The 20,092-nt window shown below is 52.4% G+C and carries 20 protein-coding genes; 5 read left to right on the top strand and 15 right to left on the bottom strand.

The genetic code is table 11. From position 1 onward, the window contains the following. Positions 1-14: 14 nt before the first annotated feature. The 5 genes from sucA to sdhC all read right to left on the bottom strand — a co-directional run bounded on the left by sucA (position 15) and on the right by sdhC (position 6,336). Positions 15-2,822: a 2-oxoglutarate dehydrogenase E1 component gene (gene sucA / locus EH228_RS02505; RefSeq protein ID WP_152320119.1), complete on the bottom strand. Its 2,808-nt coding sequence runs from the start codon at positions 2,820-2,822 to the stop codon at positions 15-17. A 277-nt stretch (positions 2,823-3,099) separates the two neighbouring features. Continuing rightward, positions 3,100-3,816, bottom strand: a complete 717-nt coding sequence (locus EH228_RS02500) for a succinate dehydrogenase iron-sulfur subunit (protein ID WP_152320118.1) — start codon at positions 3,814-3,816, stop codon at positions 3,100-3,102. 19 nt (positions 3,817-3,835) lie between these two features. Further along, the gene (gene sdhA, locus EH228_RS02495) at positions 3,836-5,602 is read right to left on the bottom strand and encodes a succinate dehydrogenase flavoprotein subunit (RefSeq protein ID WP_152320117.1); all 1,767 of its coding nucleotides are present in this window, start codon (positions 5,600-5,602) and stop codon (positions 3,836-3,838) included. A gap of 3 nt (positions 5,603-5,605) precedes the next feature. Next, a complete protein-coding gene (gene sdhD / locus EH228_RS02490; RefSeq protein ID WP_152320116.1) occupies positions 5,606-5,953 on the bottom strand; it encodes a succinate dehydrogenase membrane anchor subunit in 348 nt (115 codons plus the stop codon). Then, the gene (gene sdhC / locus EH228_RS02485; protein ID WP_152320115.1) at positions 5,947-6,336 is read right to left on the bottom strand and encodes a succinate dehydrogenase cytochrome b556 subunit; all 390 of its coding nucleotides are present in this window, start codon (positions 6,334-6,336) and stop codon (positions 5,947-5,949) included. The genes sdhD and sdhC overlap by 7 nt, the downstream gene beginning before the upstream one ends. Positions 6,337-6,952: 616 nt before the next feature. Between sdhC and EH228_RS02480 the strand changes: the two genes are divergently transcribed. Then, a complete protein-coding gene (locus tag EH228_RS02480; RefSeq protein WP_152320114.1) occupies positions 6,953-8,236 on the top strand; it encodes a citrate synthase in 1,284 nt (427 codons plus the stop codon). Between the two features lie 79 nt (positions 8,237-8,315). Here the strand turns inward: EH228_RS02480 and pcp are convergent, their stop codons facing one another. From pcp to seqA, 10 genes are all read right to left on the bottom strand, one after another. Next, positions 8,316-8,963 (bottom strand): pyroglutamyl-peptidase I, encoded by a 648-nt coding sequence (pcp, locus tag EH228_RS02475; protein WP_152320113.1) that lies wholly within the window; start codon positions 8,961-8,963, stop codon positions 8,316-8,318. A gap of 7 nt (positions 8,964-8,970) precedes the next feature. Beyond that, on the bottom strand, positions 8,971-9,960 hold the full coding sequence (locus EH228_RS02470; protein ID WP_152320112.1) for a DUF979 domain-containing protein: 990 nt from the start codon (positions 9,958-9,960) through the stop codon (positions 8,971-8,973). Then, a complete protein-coding gene (locus EH228_RS02465) occupies positions 9,960-10,688 on the bottom strand; it encodes a DUF969 domain-containing protein (RefSeq protein WP_152320111.1) in 729 nt (242 codons plus the stop codon). Before EH228_RS02465 ends, EH228_RS02470 begins: the two co-directional genes overlap by 1 nt. A gap of 85 nt (positions 10,689-10,773) precedes the next feature. After that, positions 10,774-11,514 carry a 5-oxoprolinase subunit PxpA gene (gene pxpA / locus EH228_RS02460; protein WP_152320110.1) on the bottom strand — a complete coding sequence of 247 codons (741 nt, stop codon included), beginning with the start codon at positions 11,512-11,514 and terminating at the stop codon, positions 10,774-10,776. Next, a complete protein-coding gene (gene pxpC, locus EH228_RS02455) occupies positions 11,504-12,436 on the bottom strand; it encodes a 5-oxoprolinase subunit PxpC (protein WP_152320109.1) in 933 nt (310 codons plus the stop codon). The genes pxpA and pxpC overlap by 11 nt, the downstream gene beginning before the upstream one ends. Then, positions 12,430-13,086, bottom strand: coding sequence for a 5-oxoprolinase subunit PxpB (pxpB, locus tag EH228_RS02450; protein ID WP_152320108.1), 657 nt, complete (start codon positions 13,084-13,086; stop codon positions 12,430-12,432). Before pxpB ends, pxpC begins: the two co-directional genes overlap by 7 nt. Positions 13,087-13,189: 103 nt before the next feature. After that, positions 13,190-13,933 (bottom strand): type 2 GTP cyclohydrolase I, encoded by a 744-nt coding sequence (locus EH228_RS02445; protein WP_152320107.1) that lies wholly within the window; start codon positions 13,931-13,933, stop codon positions 13,190-13,192. A gap of 380 nt (positions 13,934-14,313) precedes the next feature. Next, entirely contained in the window at positions 14,314-14,520 is a 207-nt protein-coding gene (locus tag EH228_RS02440) for a YbfA family protein (RefSeq protein WP_152320106.1), read from the bottom strand. A gap of 443 nt (positions 14,521-14,963) precedes the next feature. Further along, on the bottom strand, positions 14,964-16,604 hold the full coding sequence (pgm, locus tag EH228_RS02435; protein ID WP_152320105.1) for a phosphoglucomutase (alpha-D-glucose-1,6-bisphosphate-dependent): 1,641 nt from the start codon (positions 16,602-16,604) through the stop codon (positions 14,964-14,966). Positions 16,605-16,634: 30 nt separating this feature from the next. Continuing rightward, on the bottom strand, positions 16,635-17,186 hold the full coding sequence (gene seqA / locus EH228_RS02430; RefSeq protein WP_152320104.1) for a replication initiation negative regulator SeqA: 552 nt from the start codon (positions 17,184-17,186) through the stop codon (positions 16,635-16,637). 249 nt (positions 17,187-17,435) lie between these two features. On the opposite strand from seqA, the gene ybfF reads away from it, so the two are divergent. The 4 genes from ybfF (at position 17,436) to fur (ending at position 20,087) form a co-directional block, all read left to right on the top strand. Next, positions 17,436-18,200: an esterase gene (gene ybfF, locus EH228_RS02425; RefSeq protein WP_152320103.1), complete on the top strand. Its 765-nt coding sequence runs from the start codon at positions 17,436-17,438 to the stop codon at positions 18,198-18,200. Positions 18,201-18,348: 148 nt separating this feature from the next. Further along, positions 18,349-18,630 carry a LexA regulated protein gene (ybfE, locus tag EH228_RS02420; RefSeq protein WP_152320102.1) on the top strand — a complete coding sequence of 94 codons (282 nt, stop codon included), beginning with the start codon at positions 18,349-18,351 and terminating at the stop codon, positions 18,628-18,630. A 163-nt stretch (positions 18,631-18,793) separates the two neighbouring features. After that, positions 18,794-19,324, top strand: coding sequence for a flavodoxin FldA (fldA, locus tag EH228_RS02415; protein WP_152320101.1), 531 nt, complete (start codon positions 18,794-18,796; stop codon positions 19,322-19,324). Between the two features lie 319 nt (positions 19,325-19,643). Continuing rightward, positions 19,644-20,087, top strand: coding sequence for a ferric iron uptake transcriptional regulator (gene fur / locus EH228_RS02410; protein WP_152320100.1), 444 nt, complete (start codon positions 19,644-19,646; stop codon positions 20,085-20,087). Positions 20,088-20,092 lie beyond the last annotated feature (5 nt).

The following is a 20,092-nucleotide window of genomic DNA, read 5'->3' as shown; positions in this document are numbered from 1 at the left end:
TATTTTTCCTTTAATTAATTAACGTTCAGCGCGTCATTGACCAGATCTTGCTGCTGCCGCTGGTGAACGGACAAATACCCCACTGCCGGTGAGGCCGAAGCAGGGCGACCGGCGTAACGTAATGAAGCTCCAGCAGGCAAAACTTCACGTAAATGATGCTGACTACAGTACCAGGCCCCCTGATTGAGCGGCTCTTCCTGGCACCAGACAAAATCCTGTACATGCGAATAAGGCTGCAATTTATCCTGCAGCGCTTTATGCGGGAAGGGATAAAGCTGTTCGACACGCATGATGGCCACATCGGTCTGCTCATTTTTTCGGCGTTTTTCCAACAAGTCGTAATACACTTTGCCGGAACAGAGGACCACACGCTTCACCCCTTGCGGGTCAAGGGGGTCTATCTCACCAATGGCGGGTTGGAAGCTGCCCGTCGCCAGTTCCTCTAAAGAAGAGGTCGCCAGCGGGTGGCGCAACAGCGATTTCGGTGACATCACCACCAGTGGACGGCGCATACCGCGCAATGCCTGCCGACGTAGCATGTGGTAAACCTGCGCTGGCGTAGAAGGTACGCAAACCTGCATATTCTGCTCGGCACAGAGCTGCAAATACCGCTCCAGGCGCGCCGAAGAGTGTTCCGGCCCCTGCCCTTCATAGCCGTGTGGCAACAACATGACCAGCCCACACATCCGCCCCCACTTCTGCTCGCCAGAACTAATAAACTGGTCGATAACCACCTGAGCGCCGTTGGCAAAATCACCAAACTGCGCTTCCCAAATGGTCAGCGTCCGCGGTTCCGCGGTGGCATAACCGTATTCAAAGGCCAGCACCGCTTCTTCCGACAACACAGAATCCCAGACGTTGAAAGTGCCCTGCGCGTTATGCACGTGTTGCAATGGCGTGTAAGTCGAACCGTTGGTCTGATTATGAATCACCGCATGGCGGTGGAAAAAGGTTCCCCGTCCGGTATCTTCCCCAGAAAGGCGACAGGAGATCCCTTCATCTACCAGCGTGGCGTAAGACAGGTTTTCTGCCGCTCCCCAGTCAAACTTTTTATTGCCCGCCGCCATTTCCGCGCGATCATGATAAATCTTGGCAACACGGGACTGCATCTGGATCGATTCCGGCACCGTGCTGATACGTTTAGCCAGTTCCTGCAAGCGTTTCAGATCGACAGTAGAAGGATAATTTTCATCCCAGTCATGGTTCAGATACGGCGACCAGGTGAAGGAATGCAGGCTCATCGGGCGCCATTCCGGCACCACACATTCGCCCGCATCCAGCGCGTCACGATACAAGTTAACCATTTCCGTGGCATCTTCCAGGCTGACGACTTTTTCGCGTTCCAGCCGGTCAGCATAGATCTTACGCGGCGTTGGGTGTTTCTTGATTTTCTGGTACATCACCGGCTGAGTCGCACTGGGCTCATCGGCTTCGTTATGGCCGTGACGGCGATAACACACCAGATCGATAAACACGTCGCGTTTAAAGGTGTTACGGAAATCCAACGCCAAACGAGTCACAAAAGCGACCGCTTCCGGATCGTCAGCATTAACGTGGAAAATCGGGGCCAGCACCATTTTACCGATATCGGTACAGTATTGGGTCGAACGGGCATCTTTCGGATTGGAAGTAGTGAAACCAATCTGATTGTTAATAACGATGCGGACCGTACCGCCCACTTCATAGCCACGGGCCTGAGACATGTTCAGCGTTTCCTGCACCACGCCCTGGCCGGTAACCGCGGCATCGCCGTGGATAGTAATGGGCAGTACTTTGTTGCTGCCGGGTTCGTCCAGACGATCCAGACGAGCGCGAACCGATCCCATCACCACCGGGCTGACTATCTCAAGATGCGACGGGTTAAATGCCAGTGCCAGGTGCACCATGCCACCTTCCGTTTCCACATCGGATGAAAAGCCCATATGATATTTCACGTCACCGGTACCCAGATGCTCTTTGTGTTTACCGGAAAACTCGTCAAACAGATCCTGCGGCTTTTTACCTAACACGTTGATCAGCACATTAAGCCGCCCACGGTGGGCCATCCCCAGCACCACTTCACGGGTACCGCTTTTACCGGCATGGCGGATCATCTCGTTCAGCATCGGGATCAGCGCATCCCCCCCTTCCAGCGAAAAACGTTTTGCGCCTGGAAACTTCGCGCCAAGGTAACGTTCAAGGCCTTCCGCGGCGGTCAGTTGCTTGAGAAAACCTTTTTTCTCCTCAAGAGAGAAAGCAGCCTGACCGGCCACTGATTCGATGCGTTGCTGAATCCAACGTTTCTCTTCAGTGTTGGTGATGTGCATATATTCCGCACCGATCGAACCGCAATAAGTCTGTTTCAGCAGGGAGAACAAATCCGCCAGCTTCATCGTCTCTTTGCCGAAAGCAAAAGAACCCACATTAAAGGTTTCCTGAAAATCGGCATCTGTCAGATCGTGAAACGCCGGATCCAGATCCGGCACCGGCTCCTGCTGCCACAATCCTAGTGGGTCAAGGTTCGCAAGCTGATGACCGCGAAAACGGAAAGCGTTAATCAGTTGGAGAACCTTGACCTGTTTAGCATTCGTGTCAGGATCGCTGACAGAAGAGGTATAGCGTGAGGCATCTTTTGCCAGACGCTTGAAGTACTCGCGGGTTGTCGAATGGAGTTGTTCAGGTCTGGTCCCTTGTCCTGGGAGCTGCTGAAAGCGCTCTTTCCAGACTTCATCAACAGAGTCAGGATCGGTTAAATAGTCCTCATAGAGCTGCTCTATGTAGGTCTGATTCGCGCCGGCCAGCCAGGAGGAGTCCAACCAGGGTTTCATCGCGCTGTTCTGCATTGTGATCCCTTAAGCATTTTGTGCTTTTCGCCGTGGTTATTTAATGGAACATGCACTGTCCCGCGCCGCCAAAGCGGCTTGCCCTCGGCCGTTTTCCGCTCATATCAGAGCAGAATGCAGCCTGAAAGTTCATCGATACGAGCGATGTGCGCAATTACTGGCGCCCTGGCCCGTAAGGGAACCCTGGCAAGAAACCTTATAGCCGCGCGCAAGATTTTCTTGCCAGGATTTCCTGGTAAAGCAGCCGGGAACCCTGAGGCTCCCGGCTGGCTGACGCTTATGCCCCCCGCTGCAGCAGCATCGACTTAATATGGCCAATAGCACGCGTCGGATTCAGTCCCTTAGGACAAACGTTCACACAGTTCATAATACTGTGACAACGGAAAACACTGAAAGCATCGTTTAGATTATCCAGACGCGCATCGGTTTCCGTATCGCGATCATCAATCAGGAAGCGATAAGCTGCCAGCAGCCCTGCCGGCCCGATAAATTTATCCGGATTCCACCAGAATGACGGACACGACGTTGAACAACACGCGCAGAGAATACATTCATACAGGCCATCCAGTTTCTCCCGCTGTTCGGGCTGTTGTAAGTACTCACGAGCGGGGGGATTTTCTCCATTATTCAACAGGTAAGGCTTAATCTTCTCATACTGAGTGTAGAATTGTCCCATGTCCACCACCAAATCGCGGATCACTGGCAACCCTGGCAAAGGGCGGATAACAATTTTACGTTTACCGCCGCCGAGAGTGGAAACCGGCGTGATACACGCCAGACCATTTTTGCCGTTCATGTTAATGCCGTCGGAACCACACACACCTTCCCGGCAGGAACGACGAAAGGCCAGGGTCGGATCTTTCTCTTTCAGTCGGAGTAAGGCATCCAGCATCATCATGTCGCGCCCTTCTTCCGACTCCAGACTGTATTCCTGCATCCGTGGCGCGTCGTCCACATCCGGGTTGTAACGATAAATAGAAAATTCGAGTCTCATGGTCTCATTGCTCCGCAAACTAGTAGGTACGCACTTTCGGCGGGAAGGCCGCACGCAGTTTCGGCTGCATGTTCACCGCCCGGCGGGTCATGCTTTCGGTTTGCGGCAGATACACGCTGTGACACAACCAGTTTGCATCATCACGTTCAGGATAGTCGAAACGACTGTGCGCTCCACGACTTTCGGTACGGAAGTTAGCGGCAACCGCCGTGGCATAAGCGGTTTCCATCAAATTATCCAGTTCCAGGCACTCAATACGTTGGGTATTGAAATCTGACGAGCGATCATCCAGACGGGCATTTTTCAGCCGTTCACGTAACACTTTTAGCTCTTCCAGACCTTTCGCCATCGCCTCGCCTTCACGGAATACTGAAAAGTTATGCTGCATACAGGTCTGCAGGGCTTTACGCAGTTCAACGGGATCTTCCCCCGTGGTGTTATTATTCCAGCGGTTCAGACGCGCCAGTGAAGCGTCAATTTCGTCCTCAGTCGCCTCCAACAACTCCCCCTGTTCCTGAATAGACTCCTGTAGATGCAGGCCTGCTGCCCGGCCAAACACCACCAGGTCCAGCAATGAGTTGCCCCCCAATCGGTTAGAACCGTGGACAGAAACACAGGCAATCTCACCAACGGCGAACAGCCCAGGTACGACGACATCTTCACCCTGTTCATTGAGTGTTATCGCCTGCCCCGTCACTTTGGTCGGAATGCCGCCCATCATGTAGTGGCAAGTTGGGATAACCGGAATGGGCTCTTTCACCGGATCGACATGGGCAAAGGTACGGGACAGCTCAAGGATGCCCGGCAGACGCGCTTCCAGCACTTCATGGCCTAGATGATCCAGCTTCAGTTTGATATGGGGCCCCCACGGACCGTCACAGCCGCGTCCCTCACGGATTTCAATCATCATCGAACGGGCGACAACATCACGCCCCGCCAGATCTTTGGCGTTTGGTGCATAACGTTCCATAAAACGTTCACCGTGCTTATTCAGCAGGTATCCTCCTTCACCACGACATCCTTCGGTGACCAGAACTCCAGCGCCAGCGATACCGGTCGGATGGAATTGCCACATTTCCATATCCTGCACCGGCACCCCGGCACGCAGCGCCATCCCCACGCCATCACCGGTATTAATATGCGCATTAGTGGTGGACTGATAGATTCGGCCTGCACCGCCGGTCGCCAGTACCGTAGCGCGAGCTTTGAAATACACCACTTCGCCATCTTCAATATTCAATGCGGTACAGCCGACGATCGCGCCATCCGCGTTTTTAACCAGATCCAGCGCATACCACTCGGAGAAGATGGTGGTTTTGTTTTTCAGATTCTGCTGATAAAGCGTATGCAATAATGCATGACCGGTACGGTCAGCCGCGGCCGCAGTACGCGCCGCCTGCTCGCCGCCGAAGTTTTTCGACTGACCGCCGAACGGACGCTGATAGATACGGCCATCGTCCAGTCGGGAGAACGGCAGCCCCATATGCTCCAACTCCAGCACCGCTTCCGGACCGGTTTTGCACATATATTCAATGGCGTCCTGGTCCCCGATATAGTCGGAACCTTTTACCGTGTCGTACATATGCCATTCCCAGTTATCTTCATGGGTATTGCCCAGCGCCACGGTGATCCCCCCCTGGGCCGACACGGTATGAGAACGGGTTGGGAAAACTTTCGATAACAGGGCGCAAGTTTGGCCCGATTGGGAGATTTGCAGCGCAGCACGCATACCTGCCCCCCCCGCGCCGACAACGACGGCGTCAAATTCTCTGACTGGCAACTTCATTTCTTACGCTCCCCACACAACGACAGTGCCATAAATTGCATACACCAACAGCACCACCACCACGACTAACTGCAACAACAGACGCATCGCCAGCGGTTTGATGTAATCCGTTAATACCTGCCACATTCCTATCCAGCCATGCACCAAAATAGAGAACAGCGTCAACAGGGTGAAAACTTTAGTAAAAGGGGAGGAAAAAAATCCGCGCCAGATATCGTAAGTCAGGTGGTCCGATATCACGACAAAACTGAGGATATACAGCACGTACAGGGTGATTATCATCGCAGCAGCGCGCAGCAGCAACCAGTCATGGATGCCATTGCGACCCAGTGCGGAAGCGTTGCTTACCATACGAGGGCTCCAGCCAGAATTGAAAGCACGACAGTGATACCAAAAGAAATTTGCGCAGATCGCATACCCGTTTCCAGTGTTTCCCCCAGAAAGCCAAAATCCATCAACATATGACGAATCCCACCGACAATGTGGTACGCCAGTGCGGTGAGGATTCCCCAGAAGATGAATTTAACAATAAAGCTGTCCATAACGGCAGATGCCTGCTGGAAGCCTTCGGGTGAGGAAAGTGACAGGCCCAATACCCACAGCAGTATGCCAACAGCCACAAACGTAATGACGCCGGACACGCGATGAAGAATAGACGCTATTGCAGTAACGGGAAACCGGATCGTAGAGAGATCCAAGTTGACAGGTCTTTGTTTTTTCACGGTTTTGCCCACACAGCCTTTCTTATTTTGCTTCCTCCGGTCCTGAGGGCGGGTCAGACAGCGTTAACAATAAAGCACTGCGCCAGTCACTAAAACTACAACCTCCAGTGTCAAAACGACGCGGGTAAAACGCTGGGTGGCTCCTACTGCAGGGTATTCCGGAGACCTGGCGGAAGTATAGGTGGTTCACATTCTTATTACAATTCCCCTACAAACATCTTGGGAACATTTAAGCGGAACAGTGATCACCCTCACGATTTTCACAATTATTCTAAATTTAATTATTTGATTTGACAAAATTTAAACATTACCTTTACAAGTTAGGTGCTAAAAATCCTATGATGCACAAAAGTTATGGGGATACACTTTCACCTAAGCATAAGTTATGTAACATTGGTGATATAGACACATAAAGTATCTGGTGGCGGTTACCAATAAGTTACGACCTGAGCGAATCTTTAACAACTGTGAAATAAAGTCAAATACGCCCCCGGCTGTATGCGCCCCTCACTCTGTACCCTGCACGTGATAAGATGCCGCAGAGTTGAATATGTGCTCCAGTCAGCCGCGGACAGACTGGCTTTTAAAGTGTCGAAGATTCATAAATAAGGCGCTAAGGAGACGATAAATGGCTGATAAAAAAGCAACGCTAACTCTACCCGGCGAAGCTGATATTGAACTTGATATGCTAAGCGGTACGCTAGGCCTAGAAGAGATTGATGTCCGTATTCTCGGCTCAAAAGGTTACTTCACGTTTGATCCGGGGTTCACTTCTACTGCGTCCTGCGAATCCAAAATAACCTATATCGACGGTGAAAAAGGCATTCTGCTTCACCGTGGTTTCCCTATCGATCAACTGGCGTTACATTCCAACTACCTGGAAGTCTGCTACATCCTGCTGAATGGCGAAGCGCCAACCAAAGAGCAGTATGAAGAATTCAGCACCATCGTGACCCGCCACACCATGGTCCATGAACAGATCCATCATCTGTTTCGCGGCTTCCGTCGCGACTCGCACCCAATGGCGGTAATGTGTGGCGTGACCGGAGCGCTCGCGGCATTTTATCACGATGCAATGGACGTCAACATCGAACGTCACCGTGAAATCGCGGCGTTCCGTTTGTTGTCAAAAATGCCGACCGTCGCCGCGATGTGTTACAAATATTCTATCGGCCAGCCGTTTGTTTATCCACGTAACGACCTTTCCTACGCGGGTAACTTCCTCAATATGATGTTCTCCACGCCTTGTGAAGAATACGTGGTGAACCCAGTGCTTGAGCGCGCGATGGATCGTATTCTGATCCTGCATGCCGACCATGAACAAAACGCCTCAACGTCGACCGTGCGTACCGCTGGTTCTTCCGGCGCTAATCCGTTTGCCTGTATCGCTGCAGGTATCGCTTCCCTGTGGGGACCCGCACACGGCGGCGCGAACGAAGCCTGCCTGCGCATGCTGGAAGAAATTCACAACGTTGATCATATCCCTGATTTTCTGCGTCGCGCGAAAGACAAAAATGATTCATTCCGCTTAATGGGCTTTGGTCACCGCGTGTATAAAAATTATGATCCCCGTGCCACAGTGATGCGGGAAACCTGTCATGAAGTGCTGAAAGAGTTGGGGATGAAAGATGATCTGCTGGAAGTGGCGATGGAGCTGGAACACATTGCACTGAACGACCCCTACTTCATTGAGCGCAAACTCTATCCTAACGTTGATTTCTACTCTGGCCTGATCCTCAAAGCAATGGGGATCCCTACCTCAATGTTTACGGTAATCTTCGCGATGGCGCGCACCGTTGGCTGGATTGCCCACTGGAAAGAAATGCACGACGACGGCATCAAAATTGCCCGTCCACGTCAGTTGTATACCGGTTACGACCAGCGTGATTTCAAGTCCGCCATCAACAAGTAACTTGACTGGATCTCGTGCATTAAGGCGCCACAATCGGCTGTGGCGCTTTTGCCCATTCCCCCAGACAATCGTTCACTGATTACTGTGTTGCACCGCCCTCCCGCCGGATATCCTGGCGCACAATCAGCGCGATACTCAACGCAATTTCCAGTGCCTGCACCATCGTCTGCACGGGCATACTGGCGCTACCAGGATGATTAACCGCCTGCTCCGGCAAGTAGGGAAGATGCATACAACCACCGCGGGTCTTACTATGGTGCTGTGCCAGATAATGCAACAAACCATACATCACATGATTGCAGACAAAAGTGCCCGCTGTCTGTGAAACCGAGGCGGGAATACCGGCCTCTCGCATCCCTTGAACCATCGCTTTAATCGGCAACATGGAAAAACAGGCAGCTGGTCCATTGACGATAATCGGGACATCGATGGGTTGCTGGCCTGCATTATCCGGGATGCGAGCATCGTCCACGTTAATCGCCACTCGTTCGACAGTAATATCGGGACGACCATTAGCCTGCCCGATGGCGATCACTATTTCAGGCTGCAACTCATCAACAGCGGCATACAGAGCCGTCAGCGAGTCACCAAACACACAGGGTAGCTGCTTAGCGATAACCTTCGCGCCGCCCACCTGATGTCCATGCAAATGGCTGACCACCTCCCAGGATGAGTTCACCCGTTCGCCCTCAAAAGGTTCAAACCCAGTAATCAGAACCGTTTTCATCGTCACCTTACAAAAACATCATAAAATAGAGCAGGAAGATATTGACTATCAGCAATAGCACCCCGGTCGGAACCTGAGCTTTGATCACCGCATTGCGATCCGGCAGTTCCAACAATGCCGCCGGGACCAGATTAAAGTTCGCCGCCATCGGGGTCATCAGTGTACCGCAGTAACCGGAAAACATGCCGATTGCCGCCATGACCGCCGGGTTGCCATGATGCTGCAATACCAGAATCGGAATACCGACACCCGCCGTCACAATGGGGAACGCGGCAAAGGCATTGCCCATCACCATCGTCAGTAACGCCATGCCGATTGCGTAGGTCGCGACAGCGATAAACCGGTTATCCACCGCCAGATAAGTTTCGGTGAGATGAGAAATAGCCGTGCCAACGCCCGCACTGGTAAATAACAAGCCGAGAGTGGCAAGAATTTGCGGCAGAATAAAGGCCCAGCCGATAGCATCGAGCAGACGACGCGCCTCCTGTACCGACTGCGCTGGCCCTTCCCGGGTCATTTTGAGCGCAATCAACCAGCCAACCACACAGCCTGTCGCCATTGAAAACAACGTGATTAGCGTGGCATGATTTCCTGCGCCAAACACCGCGTCTTGCAACCTGGGAATATGGTTAAAGGCCAACACGCCCACCACGGTAACCAGCGGAATAACCAACGCCGGCAGGAACAAACGGTTACGCAGCCGCGTTGCACTCTCCACACGTTGCTCTGGTCGGCGCTGATGATACGATCCCAACCTGACGCCACCTAAACCAGCAATCAACGCCATCACCACCACCATGGCGCCAACCACCATATGCACAGAATGGCTGCCGAGCAGATTAATGGTCCAGTCGCCAACCAGGAAGGCCAGGCCATACAGCGCCCAGAACAATCCCGTGGTCAGGCGACGCGGGTTGGCTTTATCCCGCCAGGACATTACCGCCACCACCAGCAGGATCAAACCGGCCAGCCAGAACAGATATTGTTGCTGGAACATTAGCGGCCTCCTTTGGCTTTCAGCGCATCGGCATTGAGGGCAGACAGTTCAGCAGCAATCTTTTTATCCAGTCTGCGCAGGCGCGCCGCATGGATCAGAAAAGCGCAAATAGCCGTCGGAATGCCCCATACCGCAATATGCAGCGGCTCGGTTTGGATCCCCGCAGACTCCTGCATAAAGTTATGCATAAACATAATCGCGCCGAAGGCCACAAAAATATCCTCGCCGAAGAACAGCCCAACGTTATCCGTCGCGGCTGACATCGCACGCAACCGGTGACGAACCTCCGGCGTCAATTCGCCATAACGGTTTTCCGTTGCACCTTCAGCCATCGGAGCCAGCAGAGGACGCACCATTTGCGGATGTCCCCCCAAGCTGGTCAGCCCCATCGCGGCGGTAATTTCACGCACAAAGAGATAAACGATCAGCAGGCGGCCTGCGGTCGCGCTCTTGATCTGGGCTATCCAGGCCTGCGCTCGTTCCTTCAGACCGTAACGCTCCAGCAAACCGATGACCGGCAGCGGCAACAGCAGGATCAGCGCCAGATTGCGGGTGTTGAGAAAACCAGATCCCAGTTTATCCAGAATATCACTTACCGGCATATGTGCCGCCAGCCCGGTAATCAGGCCAGAGACAATCACCACCAGCACCGGATTAAACCGTAATAAAAAGCCGATAATGATGGCGGCAATCCCTGCCAGAGGCCACAAATTTACTGCGTTTTCCATTTTTCCTCCCGGTCTCAATAAAAAATGCCCTGGCAAAACCAGGGAAATAGATAACACGCTTTTTTGCGTTTCATGCAGCAATCCGCTACATACTGTTGGTCACACTGATTTTCTGTTGCGCCAGGGCGGTACGCAGTTGACGGGCAAAAGCCAGCGCATGAGCCCCATCGCCATGCAGACAAACGGTCTCCGCTTTTACCTTAACCCATTTACCGCTGATGCTCCTGATGTGTCCCTGCTGGAGCATACTCAGCGTCTGTTCAATGGCCTGCAGGTCACTTTCCACCAACGCTCCCGGCTGTGAGCGCGGCACCAGCGAACCATCATCCTGATAACCACGATCGGCAAAAAACTCCTGCCGGGTGGCAAGCCCCAGCGCCTGTGCCGCTCTAATCGATTCACTGTTAGCCAACCCGACCAGAATCAGCGTGGGATCCACCGCCTTTACTGCACGGGCGATGACGTCAGCCAACTCTGGCTCCTGCGCGGACTGGTTATAGAGCATGCCGTGAGGCTTAACGTGCGCCAGTCGTCCCCCTGCGCTATGTGCGATAGCCTGCAGGGCGCCTATCTGATAAACCATCTGAGCAAAGACAGTTTCCGCTGGCAGCGTCATCCGCGTACGGCCAAAATTCTCGCGATCGGGAAAACTGGGATGCGCGCCGATTGCCACACCAAATTCCAGCGCCCAAAGCACGCTTTGCCGCATAGTCTGAGCATCTCCGGCATGAAAACCACAGGCAATATTCGCCGATGAGACCAGTTGCAGTAATGCACGATCATTCCCACAGCCTTCGCCAAGATCGGCGTTAAGATCAACTTTCATGTTTTAATCCCCATGCCATCAGATCCAGTGCACGTTGCTGAACACGCTTCGCCCGTAGCGCGTCTTCCAATGTACAGTGAACAAAATGAACAGGCTCACCGAGCCGGATCTGCGCCAGATGATAAAGATCGGCCTCGATAACACAGGCGATCCGTGGGTAGCCGCCGGTAGTCTGGGCATCCGCCATCAGGACGATCGGCTGACCATTGGGCGGAACCTGGACAACGCCCGGCAGCAACCCGTGTGACAGCATATCACGCTGATTTACCCGTGTGAGCGGTCTTCCCTGTAAACGATACCCCATGCGGTTGCTTTGTGGATTAATCTGCCAGGCGGTACGCCAGAATATTTCCCGGCTCTCAGGGCTAAACTGGTGGTATTCCGGCCCAATCATGGCCCGAACACGGTTGCCAAACAGCAACTGACGCACGCCCACAGGCTTGCTAAACGTCTGTTGCGCTTCCCCCAGCGGCAGGTTATCGCCATCCTCAATCCGACGACCAGCAAAACCACCGAAACCGGCTTTCACATCGGTACTCAATGAACCCAGCATAGCTGTCGCGGCAAATCCACCATCCAGCGCCAGATAACTACGCATGCCGCGTCCGGGCATTTTTAATGTCAGCCGCTGGCCTTTTTTAACGGCGGTACGCCAGCCGGTCCAGACAGGCTGATTATCCAGCGCAGCGTGACATCCGGCCCCGGTCAGGGCTATCCATCCGTCACGGGTAAATTCAGCGCAAAATTGCCCCAACGTTATTTCCAGCACCGCGCTGGTTCGGGGATTACCAACCAGCAGATTGGCCGTTTCCATTGCCGGAGCATCCAACACTCCGCCAACGCCGACGCCATACTGACGCCAGCCGATACGCCCTGCATCCTGTAATGTGGTACTCATGCCCGCACGAATGATCTTCAACATACCCCCCCCTTTTGCGGCACAAAACGCACACTGTCACCGGGTCTTAAAAAGGTGGGCGGCTGAGACTGCGGGTTAAACAGGATAATGTCGGTCTGACCGATGAGTTGCCAGCCACCGGGTGCGGCGAGCGGATAAACCCCGGTCTGACTTCCGCCGATACCGACTGAACCGGCAGGTACCTGTACGCGCGGCTCGGCACGACGCGGCGTGTGCAGCCGTTCATCCAGGCCAGCCATGTAGGGAAAACCAGGCTGGAAACCAATAAAATAAACCACATAGTCTGCGGCTGCGTGCGCGGCAACCACCTGTTGCGGGGTCAGCCCGCTGTGGTGAGCCACCACCTCGAGGTCCGGGCCAGCCGCTCCGCCGTACATCACGGGGATGTCAACCGTGCGCGCGTCCATCTCCAGCGCCTCACTTTTTTCCCACCTGGATTGCAGCCATTCGATGGCGCCAGACGCGGTTTGCTGCGGGTCACGCAACATGACAGTAATATTGTTCATCCCTGGGACGACCTCAATCACTTCCGGGCAAGCCGTCAGTTGTGCTGACAATCCCCAGATACGTTGCTGACTGCTGAGAGAAACGGGGGGTTCCAACTCAAGCACGACCGCGCGTTCACCTAACAGGTAACAACGTGTTCGTTGCAAAACACTCCTCCTGACTGGTTTTTCAAACCAGTGAATTCACTGTGTGGCGACGTAAGATATGTCAACTTAATGTGTGAGCGGTAAACTAAACTGCCCGACAGGTTCAGGCTGGATTGTCTATATCGACAAAGGTCACCTCCAGACCATAGCTTTCCGCCAGCCACTCTCCCAGCGCCCGAATACCGCCTCGTTCGGTGGCATGATGACCGGCCGCAAAAAAGTGTACCCCCTGTTCGCGGGCACTGTGGATGGTCTGTTCAGAAACTTCACCGCTAATGAAGGCATCAACGCCAAACGCCGCCGCCGCATCAATGAAGTCCTGCCCTCCGCCCGAACACCAGGCAACACGACGGATCAGGTGCGGTGCATTATCACCACAGTGCAACGGCTCACGCCCCAGAACCCTGGCGATTCTTTTAGCCAGTAGATCTCCGGTCAGTTGTTCCTGCAATTCCCCCCACGGCACCAGTGACATGACGTCACCCTGCACCTCAATGCCCAGCGCTTTCGCCAGTTGCGCGTTGTTGCCAAGCTGCGGGTGCGCATCCAACGGCAGATGCCAGCCATACAGATTGATATCATTAACCAGCAGTGTTTTCAGCCGGTTACGCTTCATACCTTTAATGACCTGTGGTTCGTTTTTCCAGAAATAACCGTGATGGACCAGCACGGCATCCGCTTCCAGACGCACGGCTTCATCCAGTAGCGCCTGGCAGGCCGTCACGCCCGTCACAATCCGGGCCACCTCGCAACGACCTTCGACTTGCAGCCCATTTGGCGCATAGTCACTGAAAGCAGCCGTGTTCAGTTGCTGGTTAACAATATGTTCGAGCTCAGTATTTCGCATGATATTTCCTGAAAATGCCCATGGTCGGCTCAGACCGACAAGGGGTTCACCAAAGGGTAATCAGGCAACAATAACAGACGAGATAAATGATGAGAATGGGGGAGGAATAAGCAGGCTGCTGAAACGTTATTTCATCAGGTACAGGTAGATACCCGTTATGCTGTATACGGCAGGGACTCTGGCAGTGTTCGGGCAGTCGAATCACACCCGCCAAAGCACATCGTCACGTCTTTACTTGCCATCTTCCTGGAACTTGAATATTCAGGGTGTGACGGTACCACTACTCATCTCGCATAAAGATTTTTTGCCGCCAGGAAGACAGTGTGGAACTGTTTATCCGCTGAAAAAGTGAGAGCCAGGCAAAAATGCGAGGAGCCTGCTTACCAGATGTCGCCACCGACGGATTCTGACTGCGCCAACCAAACCGGCTGGGTACTGGTTTTACACCAGATTCGGTGCAGATAACTGTAAAACTTAGCCCGATCACTGCGTAACAGCATCACTGGCAAAACCAACGTGCCCACCACCACCACCATAGCGCGACGCAGGATTATCTGATGTAACGGGTACGGTTGATAAAGGACCATAAGCACTCCTCTTTTGACGATTGTCATTAGCTTAAAAGAATAGCGCCACAAAGGTAATTTTACTACTCATCCGACCACCTGTTTGCTGAAAAAATCGCTTTTGCTCGCCATTCCTGTCATTTTGCTACATAAAAGTTAAATAAACTGTAAATAATTAACCTTAATTCAACATCGAAATTCTACGATTCATTACCGATTCGCTGAAGAGGTCAAGTGGGATGAAAGTAGCAACGCCGACTGCCATCAGGCGCACCGATAAACCGGGTAACAAGGAGTGGAAGAAGCAGCTAACGCCGCTGAGACCTGAAATATGGCGGGTATAACAGCGCTGAAATCAACGTGTGAATACAGACGGGCTACACATAATACACGCGGATAAAAAACGGTGAGCCTATCAGCAGCAAAGGCGCAGGAAACCACGCCTTTGCTGTCACACTTTATCGTCAGGCGTTTTTTAATACTTCGCTAACGATCTCTACTGCTTCTTTCTCGATCTTCAGGCGGTGTTCTGCGCCTAAAAAGCTCTCACAGTAGATTTTATAAGCATCTTCCGTGCCGGACGGACGTGCGGCGAACCAGCCGTTCTCCGTCATCACTTTCAGACCGCCAATCGACGCGCCGTTACCCGGAGCAGCAGTCAGACGGGCAGTGATCGGATCGCCTGCCAACGTGTCGGCGCTGACCATTTCTGGTGACAGTTTAGACAACGCGGCTTTCTGGGCCGAAGTGGCGGAAGCTTGTAAACGGTTATAGCTCGGCGCACCAAAACGCTCAGCCAGCTCATCGTAATGTTGCTGCGGATTCTTACCGGTCACGGCAGTGATCTCTGCCGCCAGCAGACACATGATGATCCCATCTTTATCGGTTGACCACGGCGTACCGTCAAAGCGCAGGAAAGAAGCTCCCGCACTCTCTTCGCCACCAAAGCCGAAGCTGCCATCAAACAGGCCATCAACAAACCATTTGAAACCGACCGGAACTTCCACCAGCTTACGGTCGATGTCGTTCACCACGCGGTCAATCATCGCGCTGGAAACCAGCGTCTTACCGACAGCGACCTCTTTACCCCACTGAGGACGATGCTGGAACAGGTAGTTGATCGCGACCGCCAGATAGTGGTTCGGGTTCATCAGCCCCGCAGGCGTCACGATACCATGGCGGTCATAATCCGGATCGTTAGCAAAGGCCAGATCAAATTTATCACGTAGCGCCAACAGCCCCGCCATCGCGCTCTCGGAAGAGCAGTCCATGCGGATCACACCATCTTTATCCAGATGCATAAAGCGGAACGTCTGATCGACCGAATCATTAACGATGGTCAAATCCAGATGGTAGAATTCTGCAATACGCTGCCAGTAGGCAATACCGGAGCCGCCTAAAGGATCAACGCCGATTTTCAGACCGGCTTTCTGAATCGCCGGAATATCAATGATTTGAGACAGGCCTTCAACATAAGGCTGGATCAGGTCTTTTTCCTGCAGATGACCACTCGCCCAGGCTTTATCCAGCGCAATACGCTTCACCTCTTTCAGCCCACCGTTGATCAGCGCATTAGCACGATCTTCCACCACTTTGGTGACATTGGTATCCGCCGGCCCGCCATTAGGGGGATTGTATTTGATGCCGCCATCTTCCGGTGGATTATGCGAAGGGGTGATGACGATGCCATCAGCCTGTGCTCCACCCGCTTTGTTGTGTTCAAGGATAGCGTTCGAAATAGCAGGCGTTGGCGTATAACCATTATCCTGTTGCACTATCACATCAACACCGTTTGCCGCCAACACTTCCAGTACGGAGATAATTGCAGGTTCAGACAACGCGTGAGTATCTTTCCCCACATAGCAAGGACCGGTAATACCATTCTTTTTACGCTCTTCGGCAATCGCCTGAGCAATCGCCAGAATGTGCGTCTCGTTGAAACTGTGACGCCCTGCGCTACCGCGATGGCCGGATGTGCCGAATTTCACCGCATGTTCCGCATTACCTGGCTCTGGTTGCAGGACATAATACTGCGCAGTTAATTGTGCAACGTTAATCAAATCGCTCTGCTGGGCTGGCTGCCCGGCACGGGGGTGATTGGCCATTGGCGCTTCTCCCTGACGTTTATTTATCAGTTAGAGGGTGCCGCAAACTTTGTCAGTCAGTTCTGCCGGGAACTGCATTGACGACATGATATGTTCGATCATGCTACGTTTGCGACCTGTGTTGGTGTTGGTTATTACCCAATACGGCGTGCCAGGAATATGTTGCGGCTTAGTATGGGTGCCATTTTGTACCAGGGTTTGCTGATTCCCTGCAAAGTAGACGCGCGTACGGCCCAGAAGAGACTCCGTCGCCGCGGCGAATGCCCTGGGATCCAGACGGTATAAGATCGACAGAATCAGCATAAACCGGTTAACCGCTTTCTTCTGTTCAGCGTATTCATCGGACAACAGCAACTCACGGATAGCGCGCACACGATCCTGAGGACGCTCCCCTTCTCTGGCCTGAGTTGTTCCTGTTGCCTCCATGGCCCTCGTCGCTGTAGCTGCAGGAGCTACAGTCTGATTTTGCCCTGCTGAAAATTTAAGCATCCGGCGTAAAATGTCAGAGGCGCTTTCACCAATATGCTGAGTATGGCTGGCGATATAACGGTAGAGTTCTTCGTCGACTTCAATAGTTTTCATCTTGATCCAGTACAATTGTTGCTTATAGAACCAGATAGCGTCGTCCTTCAGGCTAGTGAACAAGGCACAGACGCTGAAATTCCAGCTCTAACACGAGGATTATAAAGTTAAATCCCGCCAGGGTGTAGCGCCAGCCCTGAATGCCAGCAAAAGTCAGATAATGCCGCAAAAGATCTGACCACCCACTCCGGCAGGAAGCCATAAATCCATGATACCCTAACCCCTCGTTTCAACTGTAAGAACTTTGCCATGAAATTGAATGTCCGCTTGCAATCTGAACAATCAGCCATTTCTGGCTCTCCGGTGGTACTGATCCACGGTCTTTTTGGCAGCCTGGACAACCTTGCGGTACTGGCCCGGGGGCTGAAAGATAACCACCCAATAGTACAAATTGATGTTCGCAACCACGGATTATCCCCGCATGCGACTGAGATGAACTATCTCCTGATGGCGCAGGACGTACTGGAAACGCTTGATAACCTTGGAATTGACCAGTTTGCCGTTATTGGTCACTCCATGGGCGGAAAAATCGCCATGACGCTGACCGCACTGGTGCCAGAGCGAGTTAAACACCTGGTGGTGATTGATATGGCGCCTGTCGCCTACCCTGAACGTCATCATGATACTGTCTTCACTGCACTCAACGCGGTCAGCGAGGCCGGTGTGAAACTACGCAGTGAAGCCGCGGTCATAATGCACCCGTTAATAGAAGATGAAGGGGTAATACAGTTTCTGCTGAAGTCCTTTCATCAGGGGGAATGGCGTTTTAATGTCCCGGTGCTCTGGCAATGCTATGATAATATTATTGGCTGGCAACCGGTTCCCGCCTGGCGACATCCGACACTTTTTATCCGGGGGGAACGTTCACCCTATCTTGCTGACGACTATCGTGATGTCCTGTTGGCACAATTTCCACTGGCTCGGGCGCACGTGATCGCCGGTGCGGGCCACTGGGTGCATGCGGAAAAACCTGATGCGGTGTTGCGCGCAATTTGTCGTTTTTTTGCGCTGTAAAAACAAATAGTTCCTGAACAAGCTAAAGCATTGTCGTCATGACTTTCACTGGGGTATGATGGCGCGCTAAAATTTTGTCGACGGTCGAATTTCAGCCCGTTTTACGGCTCACTCTATCAGCACCTCAGCCTTTCAATATCACGATTCTATGGCAAAAGAAAACACAGACCGCACCACTCTCGATCTTTTCGCAGACGAGCGTCGTCCGGGACGACCGAAAACCAATCCACTAACGCGTGATGAACAACTGCGTATCAACAAACGCAACCAACTCAAACGAGATAAAGTGCGTGGACTCAAACGCGTGGAGCTAAAAATGAACAGCGATGCGGTCGATGCTCTGAACCAACTGGCCGAACAGCGAAATATGAGCCGCAGCGAGTTGATTGAAGAAATGTTGCTGGCTCAGTTAGCCGAACGACAGTACTAAACAGGCCCCCGACAGACCTGATAAATCCATAGCGACAAAGCACAAAGCGACAAAAGCAAGAGGATTTCACGTTTATCCCCCCGATGCGGTCTGCTATCATTGCTGTTAACACTTTTAGGCTAACCGTCTCATATAATTTAAGTTTCAAGAGGTTATTAAACTCATGGCAATCATAGGCATTTTCTTTGGCAGCGATACGGGCAATACAGAAAACATTGCAAAAATGATCCAGAAGCAGCTCGGTAAAGAGGTGGCGGAAGTTCATGATATCGCTAAAAGCAGCAAAGAAGACCTTGAAGCCTTTGATATTCTGCTGCTGGGTATCCCAACCTGGTACTATGGCGAAGCACAGTGCGACTGGGATGATTTTTTTCCGACATTAGAAGAAATCGACTTCAACGGAAAATTAGTTGCACTGTTTGGTTGTGGCGATCAGGAAGATTATGCCGAGTACTTCTGTGACGCCATGGGTACCATTCGCGATATCATCGAACCTAACGGTGCGACGATTGTCGGGCACTGGCCCACTGAAGGCTATCATTTCGAAGCCTCAAAAGGACTGGCGGATGATTCTCACTTCCTCGGTCTGGCCATTGATGAAGATCGCCAACCAGAGCTGACTGCCGAACGAACTGAAAAGTGGGTTAAACAGATTTATGATGAACTACACCTTAAGGAAATTCTCGAAGCTTAAGCCGGGGTTCTGATATGGGAGATATCTCACATCAGGCTGGTGGTTGTTCCTATAGAAGTGATAGGCATATTTTTATCGCTTTCATCGGTAGAATCGTACAATATCGCCATCGGTCTGCACCGCTTTTTCAGCGTCTTTTACCCTGACGGCGAAAAGGAGACAGAGTGAAATGTTAACCTCGCATGAATGCTCCGCACCTTTACTGTGGTTTCCATTTCGATGCATCAGTTCTATACTGGGATGCTCAGCTTTCGATCCGACCGATGTTCAGGGCTTTTCAGCCACTTAGTGACTAGCAAAGTAACAGGATAATATCCGCATGACTGACAATAATACCGCATTAAAGAAGGCCGGCCTGAAAGTCACACTTCCTCGACTGAAAATTCTGGAAGTACTTCAGGAACCAGAAGGCCACCACGTCAGTGCGGAAGACTTATATAAACGCCTGATCGACATGGGCGAAGAGATTGGCCTGGCGACGGTTTACCGTGTTCTGAACCAATTTGATGACGCAGGGATCGTTACCCGTCATAACTTCGAGGGCGGTAAATCTGTCTTCGAACTGACACAACAGCATCATCACGATCACCTGATCTGTCTGGATTGCGGAAAAGTGATTGAATTCAGTGATGAATCAATCGAATCCCGCCAGCGGGATATCGCTGAACGTCACGGCATCAAGCTCAGTAACCACAGCCTGTACCTTTATGGTCACTGCTCAGCTGGCGATTGTCGCGAAGATGAAACACTGCATGACGAGTAGTCTAT

The organism is Erwinia endophytica, from assembly GCF_009295515.1.
In the GTDB taxonomy this organism is placed as follows: domain Bacteria; phylum Pseudomonadota; class Gammaproteobacteria; order Enterobacterales; family Enterobacteriaceae; genus Erwinia; species Erwinia endophytica.
This window is presented reverse-complemented; position numbering and strand designations above follow the sequence as displayed.